This window comes from Bacillus sp. AR8-1 (assembly GCF_008042345.1).
GTDB classification, from domain to species: domain Bacteria; phylum Bacillota; class Bacilli; order Bacillales; family Bacillaceae_G; genus Bacillus_A; species Bacillus_A cereus.
On sequence record NZ_QNUB01000017.1, the window covers coordinates 303,571 to 320,859 of the forward strand.

Below are 17,289 nucleotides of genomic sequence, written 5' to 3' on the forward strand. Positions count from 1 at the left end.
TTATTTTTTTAATATAAATTAACAGAAAATTAAAATTGATAGAATCTTTCTGAAAAACAAGGGGGTAAATGGAATGAACATCTACGTACTCATGAAACGAACATTTGATACAGAAGAAAAAATCGTAATTAAAAACGGTGCAATTTACGATGGCGAAGCGGAATTCATCATCAACCCTTACGATGAATATGCAATTGAAGAAGCAATTCAAGTAAGAGACGCACAAGGTGGAGAAGTTACAGTTGTAACAGTCGGTGGCGAAGATAGTGAGAAAGAACTTCGTACTGCATTAGCAATGGGCTGTGATAAAGCGGTATTAATTAATATTGAAGATGATGTAGAAAATGGTGACCAGTTCACGACAGCAAAAGTACTTGCTGAATATTTAAAAGATAAAGATGCAGATTTAATTTTAGGCGGAAACGTTGCAATTGATGGTGCATCTGGACAAGTAGGGCCACGCGTAGCTGAAGCGTTAAATATTCCATATGTAACGACAATTACAAAACTTGAAATTGACGGTACAAATGTGAAGATTGAGCGTGATGTTGAAGGTGATACAGAAGTGATTGCAACTTCATTACCAGTTTTAGTAACAGCACAGCAAGGTTTAAATGAACCTCGTTACCCATCGCTTCCAGGTATTATGAAAGCGAAGAAAAAGCCACTAGAAGAATTAGAATTAGATGATTTAGATCTAGAAGAAGATGATGTGGAAGCAAAGACAAAAACAATTGAAATCTATTTGCCTCCTAAGAAAGATGCAGGAAAAGTGTTACAAGGCGAGCTGCAAGATCAAGTAAAAGAACTTGTATCGTTGCTCCATACAGAAGCGAAAGTAATCTAATAAAATACGAAATTATATATGCAGGAGGGAAAATCTATGGCTCGTAAAGTATTAGTAATGGGTGAAGTTCGTGATGGATCGCTACGTAACGTTTCGTTTGAAGCGGTAGCAGCAGCAAAAACAATTGCAGAAGGCGGTGAAGTAGTAGGTCTTCTAATTGGAGACAGCGTTGCCTCTTTTGCAAATGAATTGATTCATTACGGTGCAGATCGCGTTGTGACAGTTGAAAATGATAAATTAAAATCATATACATCTGATGGTTATGCACAAGCGTTTTTAGCTGTACATGCTGAAGAAAATCCAGAAGGTATTGTCTTTGGACATACGGCACTTGGTAAAGATTTATCACCAAAATTAGCAGCGAAGCTTGAAGCTGGTTTAGTTTCTGACGTAACTGCTTTAGAGGTTGAAGGTGGAAATGTTATCTTCACTCGTCCAATTTACTCTGGTAAAGCATTCGAGAAGAAGATTGTAACAGACGGCATCTTATTTGCGACAGTGCGTCCAAATAACATTGCAACTCTGGAAAAAGATGAGTCTCGCAGCGGTGACGTATCTTCTATTACAGTTGATGTGAAAGATTTACGTACAATTATTCAAGATGTTGTCCGTAAAACAGCAGAAGGTGTGGATCTTTCTGAAGCGAAAGTTATTATCGCTGGCGGACGCGGTGTGAAGAGTGAAGAAGGATTTAAACCATTAAAAGAGTTAGCTGACGTACTAGGCGGCGCTGTTGGGGCATCTCGTGGTGCTTGTGACGCTGAATACTGTGAGTACTCATTACAAATTGGTCAAACTGGTAAAGTTGTTACGCCAGACTTATACATTGCATGTGGTATTTCTGGTGCGATTCAGCATTTAGCAGGTATGTCTAACTCAAAAATAATCGTTGCGATTAATAAAGATCCAGAAGCAAGTATCTTCAAAGTAGCTGACTACGGTATTGTTGGTGACTTGTTCGAAGTTGTACCTCTTTTAACAGAAGAGTTTAAAAAGTTAAAAGTACATTCATGATTTAAGTACCCTTGAGTTCCAAGTGAAGTACCCCTATATATAGAAAAAGGTGAGAGATCCCCTGTCTCTCATCTTTTTAGTATTTAATCCATATTTTTATATAGTATAAAGGAACATTTTTTTGTTACAATACATAACGATACATATTATTCGCCACGTATATAAGTTAATGATATACTCTTGGTAGAATATACTTGAAGGAGGAAATAAAATGGCAATTGTAAACGCAAATGACCAAAGCTTCGCAGCTGAAACTAGCGAAGGTGTTGTATTATTAGATTTCTGGGCACCTTGGTGTGGACCTTGTAAAATGATCGCTCCTGTATTAGAGGAGATCGATGCAGAACTAGGCGAAAAAGTAAAAGTAGTAAAAGTAGATGTTGATGAGAACCAAGAAACTGCTCGTCAATTCGAAGTAATGAGCATTCCAGCTCTTTTCGTATTAAAAGACGGTAAAGTAGTTGATCAAACGTTAGGTTACAAACCGAAAGAAGCGTTAGTAGAATTAGTTTCTAAACATTTCTAAAATAAAAAAGCTACCAGTTGGTAGCTTTTTTTATTTTCTTTTTTACAGTCTTTCCGTTACAATAAAAGAACGTATGTTGGGTGTTTGAGCATAGTATGTTTTCAAGGGAAAATAAAAATGCTAAGTATGTAGAAATGGAGGGAGACGAGTGCACGAACATTTGAAAGAGAAGTTGGCTATTTTACCAGATCAACCTGGTTGTTATTTGATGAAAGATAAGCAAGGAACGGTTATATATGTTGGAAAGGCAAAAGTGCTTAAAAATCGTGTGCGCTCGTACTTTACTGGTTCACATGATGGGAAAACACTGCGGCTTGTAGGAGAAATTGTTGATTTTGAATATATTGTAACCTCTTCGAATTTAGAAGCACTTATTTTAGAGTTAAATCTAATTAAAAAATATGATCCGAAATATAATATTCAATTAAAAGATGATAAAACATATCCTTTTATTAAAATTACGGCGGAGAAGCAACCGCGCTTACTCATTACTCGAAATGTAAAAAAGGATAAAGGAAAGTATTTTGGTCCTTATCCAAATGCACAATCTGCTCATGAAACGAAAAAACTGCTAGATCGTATGTATCCACTTCGGAAATGTACGAATATGCCAGATAAAGTTTGTTTGTATTATCATATGGGTCAATGCTTAGCGCCGTGTGTGAAAGAAGTGACGGAAGAACAAAATAAAGAAATTGTAGATGAAATTATTAAGTTTTTAAATGGTGGACATAAAGAAGTTCGTTCAGAATTAGAAGTAAAAATGTATGAGGCCTCAGAGAAACTAGAGTTTGAACGTGCAAAAGAGTTGCGTGATCAAATTGCTCATATTGATGCGATTATGGAAAAACAAAAGATGATTATGAGTGACTTAGTGGATCGTGATGTGTTTGGATATGCAGTGGATAAAGGATGGATGTGTGTTCAAGTTTTCTTCGTTCGAAAAGGAAAGCTAATTGAACGTGATGTTTCTATGTTTCCAATTTACGATGAACCAGAAGAGGGCTTTTTAACGTTTATCGGCCAATTTTATGAAAACAGTAGTCATTTTAAGCCGAAGGAAATTGTCGTTCCAGGAAGTATAGACTCGGAATTAGTAGAGCGCTTTTTAGAAGTAGAAGCGACACAGCCGAAACGTGGTAAGAAAAAAGACCTTGTAGAATTAGCAAATAAAAACGCGAAAATTGCTCTTGAAGAGAAGTTTTACTTAATTGAACGTGATGAAGAACGAACGATTAAAGCAGTAGATCATTTAGGGAAGCAGCTTGGGATTGAAACGCCGTATCGTATTGAAGCGTTTGATAACTCAAATATTCAAGGAACAAATCCTGTTTCTGCAATGATTGCTTTTATCGATGGGAAACCGGCGAAGAAAGAGTATCGAAAATATAAAATTAAAACGGTTCAAGGGCCAGACGATTATGAGTCTATGAGAGAAGTTGTGAGGCGCCGTTATACAAGGGCCCTTAAAGAAAATTCACCTTTACCTGATTTGATTATTATTGATGGAGGAAAAGGCCATCTAGCGGCTGCAAGTGATATTCTAGAGAATGAGCTCGGATTATATATTCCGATGGCAGGTCTTGTGAAAGATGATAAACATAAAACCTCCCATTTAATTATTGGGGACCCACCGGAACCTGTGATGCTTGAGAGAAATAGCCAAGAATTTTATTTATTGCAGCGTATTCAAGATGAGGTGCATCGATTTGCGATTACATTCCATCGTCAATTACATGGGAAATCTGTCATTCAATCAGCATTGGATGACATTCCAGGAATAGGTGATAAACGGAAAAAGGTATTGTTAAAACATTTTGGTTCATTAAAGAAGATGAAAGAAGCTTCTATAGAGGAATTTGTCGAAGCGGGTATGCCGAAAAATGTCGCGGAGACGATTTATACGTATTTAACAGATAAGAAGACGTTGTAGTTTACAACGTCTTCTGTTTTTTGGTATAATTTCTGAAGATTTAAAATAAATGCATCTGAATGAAAATACAAAAAAGTCAACTAAACTGATATGTCTAGTTGACTGTAGGTAATGCTTACACTTCAATGAGATCTTTTATATCCCATTTTACAAGAAATGTAATAGAGTCAGAACGTTTTTTCTTTTCTTCGTATGACTCTGCAACGACGTTCCGTTGCTTTTGAATTTGTTCAGCGATGAATCCAGCTTCTAGTTGATAAGAAGAATGTCGTTTTTGTTTTTGACGTTCTGCAATGAGTGTGCCTTTAAGTTGGAACTGCATTTCACGACGCTTATGTTCAATAATGCTTAAAGTGCCCCAGCCAGCTTTTTCAAAGAACTGAATGACTTCTTCAATTGTTTCTAGCGGATATTTTCTTGCAAGGTTTCTACCAGACCAGTATAAAATACCATCTAAATCGTTGCCGATTAAATCAGGTAGTAATTCTTCACGTAGCAATTCATAAGCGAAGGCGTTCAATGAAACATCTTCTAAAGATGTTATATCGATTGTATTTTTACTCACAATATTCCCCTCTTTCTATAGGGATTATTATATAACATTTTTCATTTATAAAAACAGATTTTTCTTTAGGGAAATCTGAATATCTAAGAAGAAAAAAAGAATTGCCAAATTATATGCAAATTATGTATACGTTTTCTTGACGCTTCGACAAAAATAGGGGTAAAATGAACTTGTTATCAAATTATGCTGAAATATTTCGAATAATTTTTTCAGTTTTTCTTATGCCAATAGTGAAAAAACATTATTGTTATAAATTAATCTGAAAACAGCAGTCAAACATTCAAGGGGGTAATGGGGACATGAAAGGCCGCGAGTATACGTTTCGTAAGTGGCACTCATTAATGGGGGTCATCCCGGTTGGTGTCTTTTTGACGCAACATCTAATTGTAAACAACTTTGCAACAAGAGGAGCAGAGGCTTTTAACAAAGCTGCAGGCTTTATGGAGCTCCTTCCATTCCGGTATGCGCTAGAAATTTTCATCATCTTTTTACCGATACTGTACCATGCTATATATGGCTTATATATTGCATTTACAGCTAAGAACAATGCGGTTTCTTACGGTTATTTCCGTAACTGGATGTTCGTTTTCCAAAGAATTTCAGGTATCGTTACGCTGATTTTCATTTCTTGGCACGTCTGGGAAACTCGTATTCAAGCAATGTTAGGTAAAGAGGTAAACTATGATATGATGGCAGATATTTTAAACAATCCAGCTATGTTTGCATTCTACTTAGTTGGTGTTGTTTCAACAATTTTCCACTTTGCAAATGGACTATGGACATTCTGCATCAGCTGGGGAATTACAGTATCTCCACGTTCACAAAGAATCTCTACTTATGTAACATTAGCTATTTTCTTAGGTCTATCTTATGTAGGTGTGAGTGCATTATTAGCGTTCATCGATCCACAGCTAGCAAATCAGTAAGGAGTGGGAGAGCATGAAAGGGAAACTTATAGTAGTCGGCGGTGGCTTGGCTGGCTTAATGGCAACGATTAAAGCGGCAGAAGCAGGAGTAAATGTTGAACTGTTTTCTTTAGTACCAGTAAAACGTTCACATTCTGTATGTGCTCAGGGCGGAATTAACGGTGCCGTAAATACGAAAGGTGAAGGGGATTCTCCATGGATCCACTTTGACGATACAATTTATGGTGGGGACTTCTTAGCGAACCAACCACCAGTTAAAGCAATGTGTGAAGCAGCACCTGGTATCATTCATTTAATGGACCGTATGGGTGTTATGTTCAACCGTACGGAAGAAGGACTTCTTGATTTCCGTCGATTTGGTGGAACGCAACATCACCGTACAGCATTTGCTGGTGCAACAACTGGACAGCAATTACTTTACGCATTAGATGAGCAAGTACGTCGTCACGAAGTAGCAGGACTTGTAACGAAATATGAAGGCTGGGATTTCTTACGAGCTGTTGTTGATGATGAAGGTGTGTGCCGAGGAATCGTTGCACAAGACTTACAAACTATGGAGATTAAAAGTTTCGGAGCTGATGCCGTGATTATGGCAACAGGGGGCCCTGGTATCATTTTCGGAAAATCAACAAACTCCATTATTAATACAGGTACAGCAGCTTCTGCTGTATATCAACAAGGTGCATATTATGCAAATGGTGAGTTCATTCAAATTCACCCAACGGCAATTCCTGGAGACGATAAATTACGTCTTATGAGTGAATCTGCACGTGGTGAAGGTGGACGTGTTTGGACATATAAAGATGGTAAACCATGGTACTTCTTAGAAGAAAAATATCCGGCTTACGGAAACCTTGTACCTCGTGATATCGCAACGCGTGAAATCTTTGATGTTTGCGTAGAGCAAAAACTAGGTATTAACGGTGAAAACATGGTGTACTTAGATCTTTCTCATAAAGATCCGAAAGAACTAGATATTAAACTTGGTGGAATTATTGAAATCTATGAGAAATTTACAGGGGATGATCCTCGTAAACTACCAATGAAAATCTTCCCAGCTGTTCACTATTCAATGGGTGGACTATGGGTTGACTATAAGCAAATGACTAGTATTCCAGGTTTATTTGCAGCAGGTGAGTGTGATTATTCTATGCACGGTGGTAACCGCCTTGGTGCAAACTCACTATTATCAGCAATTTACGGTGGTATGGTAGCAGGACCAAACGCAATTGAATATATGAAAGGTCTTTCTAAATCATCAGATGCTGTTTCATCTACTGTATATGAGCAAAATGAATTAATCGAAACAGAGAAATTTAACAATATTTTAACGATGGATGGTAATGAAAATGCATATGTTCTTCATAAAGAGCTTGGAGAATGGATGACAGATAACGTTACAGTAGTTCGTGAAAATAAAAAGTTATTAGAAACAGATGCGAAAATTGAAGAGTTAATGGATCGTTACAAACGTATTAACATTAACGATACAGCGAGATGGAGTAACCAAGGTGCTTCATTTACACGTCAACTTGCAAATATGTTTGAGTTAGCACGTGTTATTACAATTGGCGCATATAACCGTAATGAGAGCCGCGGGGCGCATTACAAACCTGAATTCCCAAATCGTGATGATGCAAACTTCTTAAAAACTACTATGGCAAAATTTGAAGGAGAAGGAAATGCACCAGCATTCCATTACGAAGACGTTGATGTTTCATTAATTAAACCACGTAAACGTGATTATTCTTCAAAACATGATGTAGCTGCTAAGGGTGAAGAGAAGGGGGATAAACAACATGTCTGAGAAAACAATCCGCCTCATCATTACGAGACAAGATGGACCAGATGCACAAGAGTTTGACCAAGAGTTTGAAATTCCATATCGTCCTAATATGAATATTATTTCGGCGCTTATGGAAATTCGTCGTAATCCTGTCGATTCAAAAGGAAACCAAACAACTCCGATCGCATGGGATATGAACTGCTTAGAGGAAGTATGCGGTGCATGTTCGATGGTTATTAACGGAAAGCCACGTCAATCATGTACGGCTCTTATTGACCAATTAGAACAGCCAATTCGCTTAAAGCCGATGAAGACATTCCCAGTTGTACGTGATTTACAAGTTGACCGCAGTCGCATGTTTAATGCTCTAAAACGCGTTAAAGCTTGGATTCCAATTGATGGTACGTATGACTTAGGTCCAGGACCAAGAATGCCTGAGAAAAAGCGTCAATGGGCTTATGAGCTTTCAAAATGTATGACATGTGGTGTTTGCTTAGAATCATGTCCAAACGTAAACAGTAAGTCTGACTTTATTGGACCAGCGCCGTTATCACAAGCTCGTTTATTCAACTCACATCCAACGGGTGAAATGCATAAAGCAGATCGCTTACGTGCAATTATGGGAGATGGAGGACTAGCAAACTGTGGTAACTCTCAAAACTGTGTGCAATCATGTCCGAAGGGTATTCCTTTAACAACTTCAATTGCGGCATTAAACCGTGATACAACAATTCAATCGTTCAAAGATTTCTTTGGTAGCGATAATAACTATTAATAAATATTGCCTCTTCATTTTGAAGGGGCAATATTTATAACTATATTTTTCAGTTTATTCTGTTTTTTGGCAGGAAGGGGAGATAGCGTTGAAGAGAATTTCTTATATTGAAGACTTCGAGAAATGGGAAAGTGGTTTTTCATTTTACAATCCTGTAAAGGTTCGTTTTGGTGAAGTAGATATGTTTGGACATGTAAATAATGTCGTTGCTTTTACTTATTTTGAAGAAGCTCGTATCGCGTTGTTTAAAGAACTTGGATTTATGCAAGAGTGGACACATGCATCATCAGAAACGATGATCGTTGTTGCGGATTTACAATGTAATTTTATTAAGCAAATATATTTTGATGAACAGTTGAAGGTGTATGTAAAGGCAGGATCGGTTGGGAACTCTTCTTTAGATCTACATTATATGGTGAAGAATGCAGAAGGAGAGGTTTGTTTAGTAGGTCGTGGAATGATGGTTCAAGCGTCGAAAAAAACAGGAAGAGGCGAACCATGGCCTGAAGAATGGAAGAAGAAATTACTACAATGATAGAGTGAAAGAAAAATAAGAGAGCAATTTGCTCTCTTATTTTTTGTCTTCCATCGCTTCTTCTAATGTTAAGTGATGTTTATATAGGTATGTAGCGTATGGATTACCAACGTAGCGTAAGTGCCATGGTTCATATGCATATTCTGTTGTATCTGTTTTATCTTCTAAGTAACGAATGACAAAGCCGAATTCATGAGCGTGTTCCGCGACCCATTTTCCTTCTGCTGTCTCCCCGAAAATAGGCTCTAATTGAAATTTAGCTGTTTTTGAACTAATATCCATTGCTAAACCCGTTTGGTGTTCACTCGTACCAGGAATTGCGCTTACTGAATTAGCCTCAGCTTTTCCTTGACGTCTAACGTATGTATCATGCAACGATTTTTGGCGTTTGTATGAACGATAACCAGATACAGCTGTAAGATCAAGCCCTTCTTTTTTCGCAGCTTTGAACATGTTTTCAAGTGCCTCCGCAGCATCTTTGCGTAGCAATGTTTTTTCTTTATCTTTTGGACTAGAAAATGGTACGTTTGGTCTCGTTAAGTCTTCAGGAATGTATCCATCTGGTAGTTTTCGATGTTTATTAATTAAGACAAGATTAGATTTTGGATTTGTTACAACTGAAAAGTCATTGTCTATTTTCTTTGCATTATGATCAGCTTTTGGAAAAGCAGGAATCTCTTCTTTTGGGTGGTTAGTATGTTTTTGACTTTCGACAGCTTTCGCTTCATTATGTAGTGGTGATTTAGAACCAAAGTAAGTGAAAGATGTGATACCGATTACAATAGTAGTGGCAGAAATAATTATTATCTTTTTCATAATGCCTTGTAATCACAGTCCCTTCTTAATAAAATGTGTATCGTTTTTTTTTATTATAAGTCTAGTTTGTTGGAAAAGGAATATAAGAGTCATAACGTAATAGAAATGCAAAGAAAATGTCAGAAAATGTGTGAATTTGTAGTATTTTTTTATATAATTCATTTCTTATCTTTCATGAATTGCATTTTTTATGTAATATATATACATAAGAAGATGTAGCGATTATCGAGAATAAAGAACTTCTTGTATAGACTAGGAGTGAATGGGAATGGATTTTGCAACAATTATTGGACTTGTTTTAGGATTTTTAGCAGTGGTAGTAGGGATGGTCGTCAAGGGCGCTGACGTAACAGCCTTATTAAATCCTGCCGCAGCATTAATTATTTTTATCGGTACATTTGCTGCAGTATGTATTGCATTTCCGATGAATCAACTAAAAAGGGTTCCAAAACTATTTAAAGTTCTTTTTGGTTCAAATAAAAAGGATTTAAGTTATGAACAGTTGCTAGAATTATTTGTTCATTGGACATCTGAAAGTAGAAAATACGGTATTTTGTCTTTAGAGCAACAATTAGACAAAATTCAAGATGAATTTCTTTTGCGCGGTATGAAATTTGTGATTGATGGCGTATCCGCAGAAGATTTAGAGCAGATTTTGGAATCTGAATTAGAGGCAATTGAAGAAAGACATGCAAAGGGAGCTGCTATTTTTTCACAAGCTGGTACGTATGCACCGACATTAGGAGTTTTAGGTGCTGTTATCGGTCTTGTAGCTGCGCTTGGTAACTTAACTGATATTGAAAAGTTAGGTCATGCTATTTCGGGTGCGTTTATTGCAACGATTTTTGGTATTTTTTCAGGTTATGTATTATGGCATCCATTTGCAAATAAGTTAAAGCAAAAATCTTCAGCTGAAATTGAGAAAAAACGTTTAATCATTGATTGTTTATTAATGTTACAAGAAGGTACATATCCGTTTATTATGAAGAACCGCATTTTAGGTGCACTTTCTGCAACTGAGCGTAAAAAGTTAGAAAAAGGAGCAGAAAAAAATGCGGAGTAAGAAAAATAGAAGAGGCAAAAAGAAAAAACATGATGAGCATATCGATGAAACGTGGTTAATTCCATATTCTGATATGTTAACGTTGTTATTTGCATTGTTTATCGTTTTATTCGCAATGAGTAGTATAGATGCTGCGAAGTTTAAACAGATGGCAGTTGCTTTTCGAAGTGAATTAGCTGGGGGAACAGGTAACAAAGAATTTTTAAGTGATCAAAAGCCAAATGAGGAAAAAGAATTATCAGCAAGTAGCCTTGAGGCAGAACAAGCAAAAAAACAAGAAGAAGCTAGAGCTAAAGAAAAAAAAGAGATGGATGAATTGAAAGCATTACAAAAAAAGATTGATCAATATATTAATGAAAAACAATTATCCTCTTCTTTTCAAACTAAATTAACTGAAAAGGGATTAATGGTGACAATATTAGAAAATATACTGTTTGATTCGGGGAAAGCAGATGTGAAATTAGAATCTTTAGGGATTGCGAAAGAGATGTCTAGCTTACTTGTTTCAGCGTCACCTCGTGAAATTACAGTATCGGGTCATACGGATAATGTCCCTATTGCCAATGCGCAGTTTGCGTCGAATTGGGAATTAAGTACGCAGCGGGCAGTTAATTTTATGCAAGTATTACTGCAAAATAAAGAATTACAACCAGAAAAATTTAGTGCGATTGGATACGGAGAATACCGTTCAATTGCTCCAAACGATACACAAGAAGGAAAGGCAAAGAATAGACGTGTGGAAGTGTTTATCTTGCCTTTAACAGAGAAAGTAAAATAAAGAGGATGGCGAATGCCATCCTCTTTTATTTTACTTCAAATGATTTTAAGTTGTCGCGACGGATTTTATCTTTTTCTGCATCTGATTTTTTGAAATCATAATCATATAAAGCGCCTTCCCAATCGCCATACATTGGATTCGGGAAAATAATGAATTTCTCACCAAATTGTGCTTTTGAATCTTCTACTGTTTGGTTACGATCTTTTACAGATTTTCCATCAAAACCTGTGAAATCAGATAAGTTATCACCGAAGAATAAGACAATATCATGGGTTTGAGAAACGAGTTCACGGCGTTTTTCTTTTCCTTTTTCTTTCGGATCTTGTAGTAATATATGTTCTTTCGTTGCTTGAGGAGCACCTACACGCTCAAGATTTTTAATTGTTGCATCTAGTTGGTTCGTTTTACGATTTGAGATGTAGTAAATATCTACACCTTTAGACTCTGTATATTTTAAGAAATCAATTGCGCCTGGAAGGGCTTCAGCCTCAGCTTTATTAATCCAATCATCCCATTTGTAAGGATAGCCTTTGCCTGTTTTTACGCTCATTGCTTGATGAGGACTGTTATCTAAAACAGTTTCGTCTAAATCAAGTACGATAGCAGGTTTTTTCTCTGTCCCTTTTGCAAGAACTGCATCAAGCTTTAATTGACCGATATTGTACCCTTGGTAGTAAAGTGCTTTCGTTTCGCCAGCTGTTTGATACCATAAATCAGCCATTAATTGCTGTTCTGTTAATTTTACTTTCTCTTCTCTCGCCACTGTTTTCTCTGGTGTTCCTGAACATGCTACAAGTGATGTAGATAGAACCGCTACAGATAATAGAGTGGTAATGCCCCTCTTCATCTTCATATGTATCCTCCTTGATGTTAGAAAATCATTTTATATTATATATTAAAATATAATATTTTTATATGAACATTTGCATATTGTCTTTTGTATATATAGTAGTATGTCCTATATTAGAAAGATGAGCAAAATAATAATAGTTATTTTGACAATTTTTATTGTCGTAATGACAATTATAATTGACAAAAAGGGTTTTGTTATTTACAATTTTAACTAAATAGAACAAATGATGGATTAATGACGGTGTTTACATATAAGAGGATGAAGTGTAGTGCTATATTTTTTCTTGAATAAACATAGTCTTTGAAAGAGAGTACGAATGATACTAAAGGGGAGGCTTTATACTTTGAGTTTACAAATTCAAAACTTAACGAAACAATTTGGGGAATCAAAAGCAGTTAACGGTTTGCAAATTTCGTTACCAAAAGGTGAAGTACTAGGATTACTTGGACGAAATGGTGCAGGGAAAACAACAACAATCAAAATGCTTCTCGGATTATTAACGCCTAATGAAGGTACGATTACGTGGGATGGAAAAGCATTTGGGGATAGTGGCGTAACAATTGGGTATTTACCAGAAGAAAGAGGTTTATATACAAAAAGTAGAGTAATAGATCAGTTGCGATATTTTGGTAGATTAGAAGGAATGTCGAAGAAAGAAGTAGATCACGCTATTGATCATTGGTTAGAGCGTTTAGCGATACCAGAATATAAATTTAAAACGGCTGGAGAGCTTTCAAAAGGGAATCAGCAAAAAATCCAATTAATTGCTGCTCTTCTTCATAATCCGGAACTTCTCATTTTAGATGAACCATTCAGCGGCCTTGATCCAGTTAATGCCGGGATGTTAGCTAGTATTATTGAAGAACAAGTACAGAGCGGAAAGACGATTATTTTATCAAGTCATCGTATGGAACAAGTAGAGGCTTTTTGCCAACATGTATGTATTTTGAAAAAAGGTGAAGCAGTCGTAAAAGGACAGCTAAGTGATATTAAGAAAGAATACGGTTTCCGTAATTTAACGATTGAAGATACAGTAGAGAATGAAAAGGGATTAGAGGCTATACATGTATCGTATGAAAAACAACAAGGCCTTCTTTATGTGAAAGTACAAGACGATGCGGAAGCTCTCAAGATTTTGCAACAGTTGCAAGAGCAAGGTGTTAGCTTACGACAATTCAAAATGTTAGAGCCGACGTTAAATGAAATCTTTGTAGAGAGGGCGAAATAACGATGCGTAAATTTTCTCACGTATTTTCATTTTATTTTAGGGAAGCATTTTTATCTAAAAAATCATTAATTACGAGTGCCATTTTATTTTTAGTTGTGTTTGGGATTTTTGCATTTAATCATTTTACTTCAGGCGATGATAAAAATAAGGATAAAGATAAAATTGCAGTTGTAGTAGAGAGTTCCACATATAAAGTACAAAAAGATGAGCTAAATAAGTTATTGCCATCAGCAAAAATAACACTTGGTTCAAAGGATGATTTTGATAAACTGCATAAGCAAGTAGAAGAAGGCGATTTAGATGGTCTATTCCATGTGACGGAAAAGGGTGGGGCTCCATCGATTACATATATGTATAATGGATTTCCAAGCCAAGCAACTTCTGCAATTATGGCAGGATATTTAAAGCAACAATATACGATGGTGACAATTGCCAAAAATAATGTTTCACCAGAAATTGCACAGCAATTACAAACAGAAATTCAAGTAAAGCAAGAAGCGATAAAAGATCGTACATCTTCTTTCGGAATTGCCTATTTCTTTACATTTGCTTTATATATGTTTATTGTAGCGTTCGGAAATACAATCGCAATGAATATTGCATCTGAGAAGGCGTCACGTGTAATGGAAGTAATGCTTCCGAAAGTGAAACCTCTTACGATGATGTATGCGAAAATTTTAGCGGTTGTTTCAACGGCTTTATTGCAACTTGTCATATTGGCGTGTGGTTATCTTATTCCATATTTGTTAGGTTGGGTCGATTTAGAAAGTGCCTCACTATTTGGTATTCCAATTGACTTTACGAAATTAGATGCAAAGGTTGTAAGCATGTTTCTTGTTTATTTCATTACGGGATATTTACTTTATGCAATGATGTATGCTGCTGCTGGAGCTGTCGTGTCTAAGACGGAGGATTTACAAGCTGTATCTTTCCCGGTAATGATTTTAATTATGGCTGCATTCTTCATTAGTATTAAATCATTAAGTGATCCGAATAGTACTATCGTTGTTGTAAGTTCTTACGTTCCATTTTTTACACCGATGGTTACCTTCTCACGTATTGTAGCTGGTGAAGCAGGTATGCTAGAAATTACGATAACATTAGCAGTCTTATTGGCGACAATTGCGATATTAAATGCTGTTACAAGCCGCATTTACGTAAATGGCGTAATGAATTACTCAGATAAAGTGAAATTTAAAGATTTAGCGAAATTTATAAAGCGTCAATAATGAGAGAAAAGCATGATTTCCTATTGAAATCATGCTTTTTCTTTATGTATAAATTAAAAATAGTATATAATAATAAGAGTCGTCTTTTAATAGAATGAATAAAAAGGAGGGTGTGCAGATGGGGATTAGTAGTCGTTTTACAGTAGGTGTTCATATGCTGACATTACTTGCGATAGATCGAAACTCTCGCTGTACCTCTGAATGGATTGCCGGTAGTGTGAATACAAATCCAGTTGTGATTCGTCGCATTACAGGAATGTTGAAGAGAGCAGGACTTGTTGATGTACAAGCTGGTAAAGGTGGTACGACACTTGCTCGAGATTTAGAAGAAATTACATTACTTGATGTATATAAAGCAGTGGAAGTTGTAGAAGAAGGACAGCTATTTTCCTTCCATGAAAATCCCAACATTGAATGTCCAGTAGGAGCTAATATTCAATCAGTATTAGAAATTATTTTAATGCAAGCGCAAGAAGCGATGGAAAACGTGCTTGCAAATGTAACGGTAGATCAATTAGTTACAAATTTAAAGTCTAAAATGAAAGAATAAAAAAGCGAGCTTCCTCATAATGAGGGCTCGCTTTTTTTTATTCAGAAATATTGAAAATTCTATTTTTCAGTATTTAAAATGAATTTACCTACGATAGCTGCGAAGATACCACCAAGAATTGGTGCTATGATGAATACCCATAGTTGAGAAAGTGCTTCTCCACCAACAAATAAAGCTGGTGCGATACTACGAGCTGGGTTAACAGATGTTCCAGTTAACGGAATTCCTAATAAGTGGATTAAAACTAATGTGAAACCAATTACTAGTCCAGCTAAAGAAGAACTTCCTTTTTTACCTGTTACAGCGACGATAACTAAAATAAATACGAAAGTTAAAATGAACTCAACTAAAAATGCTCCAGATAAACCAAGAGTTCCGAAACCATTTTGTCCTAAATTATCTAAAGGTGTTTTAGCAGATTTTAAAATTGTTACTAACGTTGCAGTTCCTAATAAACCACCTAAAATTTGAGCTAATACATAATAACAAAGTTCCATAGCGTTCATGCGTTTGTTGATGAACATAGCTACTGATACTGCTGGGTTAATGTGACATCCAGAAATTGTTCCGATGCTATATGCCATAGCTACAATAGATAAGCCGAAAGCCATAGCGATTCCTAATGTTCCAATTCCTTCGATTCCGCCGCCAGTGACAGCTACTCCAGTTCCGAATAATACAAGTACAAAGGTACCAATAAATTCAGCGATTGCTTTTTTTAACATAATTTACCTCCTATTAATGCGCATGAAACGTATTATAACATACGTTTTAGTATAAACAGCCAATGAAATACTATTCTGATAAGGCAAAATAGGGGGACAATAAAAAAGAGTATGGTTCATCTCTATAGAACCATACTCTTTTTTTATGCTGGTTTTTTCTGTTTAACGGCTGGAATAGATCGGTTTAAAATACTATTTGCAACCATTCCTAACATAATAATAATCATTCCAAGTAGGGAAAGCCCGCCAGGAAACGAACCATTCAAGAAAACAATTTCTCCAAGTACGGTAAAGACCATCGTTCCAGCTTGTGTTGCTTCAACAGCTCCAAGTAAAGCCAGGTTATCTTTTGCTAAGTCAGTAGCAAAGAAAAATGTCATCGTTGCAATAACGCCGGAACATAATGCTAACAAAAATCCTTGAAGCATTTGGCTAGATGTTGGAATACCCGTAGTAGAAAATCCGTATACACCAAGCAAAATTGTTATAGGAAGACTTCCAATTGCCATTCCTAATACACGTTGGAACGTATCAAGGCGTCCGCCAACAAGCTCCATCATTTTTCGGTTACCGAACGGATATAAGAAAGCGGCTAATACGACAGGTAAAAAACCTGAAATGAACTGAGTCATTGTAATATGGCCTGCGGCAGTTGCTTGCATACAAATTACACCAAGTAAAATAAATAAAGCAACATATAAGCTACGAAGTGGAATTTTTCCACGTACAAGTTTCGTACCTGATTTTGTTTCTATTTTCACAAAAAATAGTGGTGATAGTAGTAAACCAGCTAAAATCGTAACTTGCCAAGTTCCAGCAACGAGCCAAGCTGGAGAAAAGACAGCTGAGAAACTTAATAAAGAATAAAAACCAATACCGGCAACAGAACCCCATCCGATCCACGCCAATGGATGTTTTTTTAACTCTTTCCATAATCCCCTAAAGTTTTTGCGAAATAAAACGATAAGGAATAAAATAGGGAGAGCAAATAAAAAACGGAAGGAAGCTGTCCAAGCCCAGCTCGTTCCAGATACATTCATTGCTCTATTAATAATAAAGGTTGCAGAAAAAAAGGCCGATGATAAAAGACCTAATAAAATTGCGCGCATGAAGTATAGCACTCCTTTCAAAATAAATAAT

At 36.2% G+C, this 17,289-nt stretch carries 18 protein-coding genes; 13 read left to right on the forward strand and 5 right to left on the reverse strand.

What is annotated here, in order from left to right; genetic code table 11:
• Positions 1-73: 73 nt before the first annotated feature.
• From etfB to uvrC, 4 genes are all read left to right on the forward strand, one after another.
• Positions 74-847 (forward strand): electron transfer flavoprotein subunit beta, encoded by a 774-nt coding sequence (etfB, locus tag DN400_RS12820; protein WP_001029028.1) that lies wholly within the window; start codon positions 74-76, stop codon positions 845-847.
• Positions 848-883: 36 nt separating this feature from the next.
• A complete protein-coding gene (etfA, locus tag DN400_RS12825; protein ID WP_000101946.1) occupies positions 884-1,861 on the forward strand; it encodes an electron transfer flavoprotein subunit alpha in 978 nt (325 codons plus the stop codon).
• A 211-nt stretch (positions 1,862-2,072) separates the two neighbouring features.
• A complete protein-coding gene (gene trxA, locus DN400_RS12830) occupies positions 2,073-2,387 on the forward strand; it encodes a thioredoxin (RefSeq protein ID WP_001018944.1) in 315 nt (104 codons plus the stop codon).
• Positions 2,388-2,535: 148 nt separating this feature from the next.
• On the forward strand, positions 2,536-4,320 hold the full coding sequence (gene uvrC, locus DN400_RS12835; protein ID WP_000544300.1) for an excinuclease ABC subunit C: 1,785 nt from the start codon (positions 2,536-2,538) through the stop codon (positions 4,318-4,320).
• Between the two features lie 115 nt (positions 4,321-4,435).
• Here the strand turns inward: uvrC and DN400_RS12840 are convergent, their stop codons facing one another.
• Entirely contained in the window at positions 4,436-4,885 is a 450-nt protein-coding gene (locus DN400_RS12840) for a YslB family protein (RefSeq protein ID WP_000042214.1), read from the reverse strand.
• A gap of 299 nt (positions 4,886-5,184) precedes the next feature.
• Here DN400_RS12840 and sdhC point away from each other — a divergent pair, with 299 nt between their 5' ends.
• The 4 genes from sdhC (at position 5,185) to DN400_RS12860 (ending at position 8,907) form a co-directional block, all read left to right on the forward strand.
• On the forward strand, positions 5,185-5,811 hold the full coding sequence (gene sdhC, locus DN400_RS12845; RefSeq protein ID WP_000678354.1) for a succinate dehydrogenase cytochrome B558: 627 nt from the start codon (positions 5,185-5,187) through the stop codon (positions 5,809-5,811).
• A gap of 13 nt (positions 5,812-5,824) precedes the next feature.
• Positions 5,825-7,618: a succinate dehydrogenase flavoprotein subunit gene (gene sdhA, locus DN400_RS12850; protein ID WP_000676743.1), complete on the forward strand. Its 1,794-nt coding sequence runs from the start codon at positions 5,825-5,827 to the stop codon at positions 7,616-7,618.
• Entirely contained in the window at positions 7,611-8,372 is a 762-nt protein-coding gene (gene sdhB / locus DN400_RS12855; protein WP_001291830.1) for a succinate dehydrogenase iron-sulfur subunit, read from the forward strand. The genes sdhA and sdhB overlap by 8 nt, the downstream gene beginning before the upstream one ends.
• Before the next feature lie 88 nt (positions 8,373-8,460).
• Complete coding sequence (locus DN400_RS12860; RefSeq protein WP_000822727.1) at positions 8,461-8,907, forward strand: acyl-CoA thioesterase; 447 nt, start codon at positions 8,461-8,463, stop codon at positions 8,905-8,907.
• Between the two features lie 36 nt (positions 8,908-8,943).
• Here DN400_RS12860 and DN400_RS12865 read toward each other — a convergent pair whose 3' ends face one another.
• On the reverse strand, positions 8,944-9,723 hold the full coding sequence (locus DN400_RS12865) for a M15 family metallopeptidase (protein ID WP_053563591.1): 780 nt from the start codon (positions 9,721-9,723) through the stop codon (positions 8,944-8,946).
• A gap of 268 nt (positions 9,724-9,991) precedes the next feature.
• Here DN400_RS12865 and motA point away from each other — a divergent pair, with 268 nt between their 5' ends.
• Positions 9,992-10,786 carry a flagellar motor stator protein MotA gene (gene motA, locus DN400_RS12875; RefSeq protein ID WP_000344862.1) on the forward strand — a complete coding sequence of 265 codons (795 nt, stop codon included), beginning with the start codon at positions 9,992-9,994 and terminating at the stop codon, positions 10,784-10,786.
• Positions 10,776-11,564, forward strand: a complete 789-nt coding sequence (gene motB / locus DN400_RS12880) for a flagellar motor protein MotB (protein WP_001256741.1) — start codon at positions 10,776-10,778, stop codon at positions 11,562-11,564. The genes motA and motB overlap by 11 nt, the downstream gene beginning before the upstream one ends.
• A gap of 25 nt (positions 11,565-11,589) precedes the next feature.
• Here motB and DN400_RS12885 read toward each other — a convergent pair whose 3' ends face one another.
• The gene (locus DN400_RS12885; protein WP_065229402.1) at positions 11,590-12,417 is read right to left on the reverse strand and encodes a 5'-nucleotidase, lipoprotein e(P4) family; all 828 of its coding nucleotides are present in this window, start codon (positions 12,415-12,417) and stop codon (positions 11,590-11,592) included.
• A gap of 343 nt (positions 12,418-12,760) precedes the next feature.
• On the opposite strand from DN400_RS12885, the gene DN400_RS12890 reads away from it, so the two are divergent.
• The 3 genes from DN400_RS12890 to DN400_RS12900 all read left to right on the forward strand — a co-directional run bounded on the left by DN400_RS12890 (position 12,761) and on the right by DN400_RS12900 (position 15,424).
• The gene (locus DN400_RS12890; RefSeq protein WP_065229401.1) at positions 12,761-13,645 is read left to right on the forward strand and encodes an ABC transporter ATP-binding protein; all 885 of its coding nucleotides are present in this window, start codon (positions 12,761-12,763) and stop codon (positions 13,643-13,645) included.
• 2 nt (positions 13,646-13,647) lie between these two features.
• The gene (locus DN400_RS12895; protein WP_001224987.1) at positions 13,648-14,874 is read left to right on the forward strand and encodes an ABC transporter permease; all 1,227 of its coding nucleotides are present in this window, start codon (positions 13,648-13,650) and stop codon (positions 14,872-14,874) included.
• A gap of 118 nt (positions 14,875-14,992) precedes the next feature.
• On the forward strand, positions 14,993-15,424 hold the full coding sequence (locus DN400_RS12900; protein WP_000512998.1) for an Rrf2 family transcriptional regulator: 432 nt from the start codon (positions 14,993-14,995) through the stop codon (positions 15,422-15,424).
• Between the two features lie 59 nt (positions 15,425-15,483).
• On the opposite strand, the gene DN400_RS12905 is transcribed toward DN400_RS12900, so the two are convergent.
• Positions 15,484-16,149 carry an aquaporin gene (locus DN400_RS12905; protein ID WP_000913212.1) on the reverse strand — a complete coding sequence of 222 codons (666 nt, stop codon included), beginning with the start codon at positions 16,147-16,149 and terminating at the stop codon, positions 15,484-15,486.
• A 143-nt stretch (positions 16,150-16,292) separates the two neighbouring features.
• On the reverse strand, positions 16,293-17,258 hold the full coding sequence (locus tag DN400_RS12910) for a DMT family transporter (protein WP_001201640.1): 966 nt from the start codon (positions 17,256-17,258) through the stop codon (positions 16,293-16,295).
• Positions 17,259-17,289 lie beyond the last annotated feature (31 nt).

Excerpts from the sequence above, each read along its gene's own strand:
- DN400_RS12900 (WP_000512998.1), top strand. The coding sequence starts at position 14,993 with ATGGGGATTAGTAGTCGTTTTACAGTAGGTGTTCATATGCTGACATTA.
- DN400_RS12895 (WP_001224987.1), top strand. The coding sequence starts at position 13,648 with ATGCGTAAATTTTCTCACGTATTTTCATTTTATTTTAGGGAAGCATTT.
- motA (WP_000344862.1), top strand. The coding sequence starts at position 9,992 with ATGGATTTTGCAACAATTATTGGACTTGTTTTAGGATTTTTAGCAGTG.
- sdhB (WP_001291830.1), top strand. The coding sequence starts at position 7,611 with ATGTCTGAGAAAACAATCCGCCTCATCATTACGAGACAAGATGGACCA.
- sdhA (WP_000676743.1), top strand. The coding sequence starts at position 5,825 with ATGAAAGGGAAACTTATAGTAGTCGGCGGTGGCTTGGCTGGCTTAATG.
- DN400_RS12910 (WP_001201640.1), bottom strand. The coding sequence starts at position 17,258 with ATGCGCGCAATTTTATTAGGTCTTTTATCATCGGCCTTTTTTTCTGCA.
- etfB (WP_001029028.1), top strand. The coding sequence starts at position 74 with ATGAACATCTACGTACTCATGAAACGAACATTTGATACAGAAGAAAAA.
- DN400_RS12865 (WP_053563591.1), bottom strand. The coding sequence starts at position 9,723 with ATGAAAAAGATAATAATTATTTCTGCCACTACTATTGTAATCGGTATC.
- DN400_RS12905 (WP_000913212.1), bottom strand. The coding sequence starts at position 16,149 with ATGTTAAAAAAAGCAATCGCTGAATTTATTGGTACCTTTGTACTTGTA.
- trxA (WP_001018944.1), top strand. The coding sequence starts at position 2,073 with ATGGCAATTGTAAACGCAAATGACCAAAGCTTCGCAGCTGAAACTAGC.
- sdhC (WP_000678354.1), top strand. The coding sequence starts at position 5,185 with ATGAAAGGCCGCGAGTATACGTTTCGTAAGTGGCACTCATTAATGGGG.
- etfA (WP_000101946.1), top strand. The coding sequence starts at position 884 with ATGGCTCGTAAAGTATTAGTAATGGGTGAAGTTCGTGATGGATCGCTA.
- DN400_RS12885 (WP_065229402.1), bottom strand. The coding sequence starts at position 12,417 with ATGAAGATGAAGAGGGGCATTACCACTCTATTATCTGTAGCGGTTCTA.
- motB (WP_001256741.1), top strand. The coding sequence starts at position 10,776 with ATGCGGAGTAAGAAAAATAGAAGAGGCAAAAAGAAAAAACATGATGAG.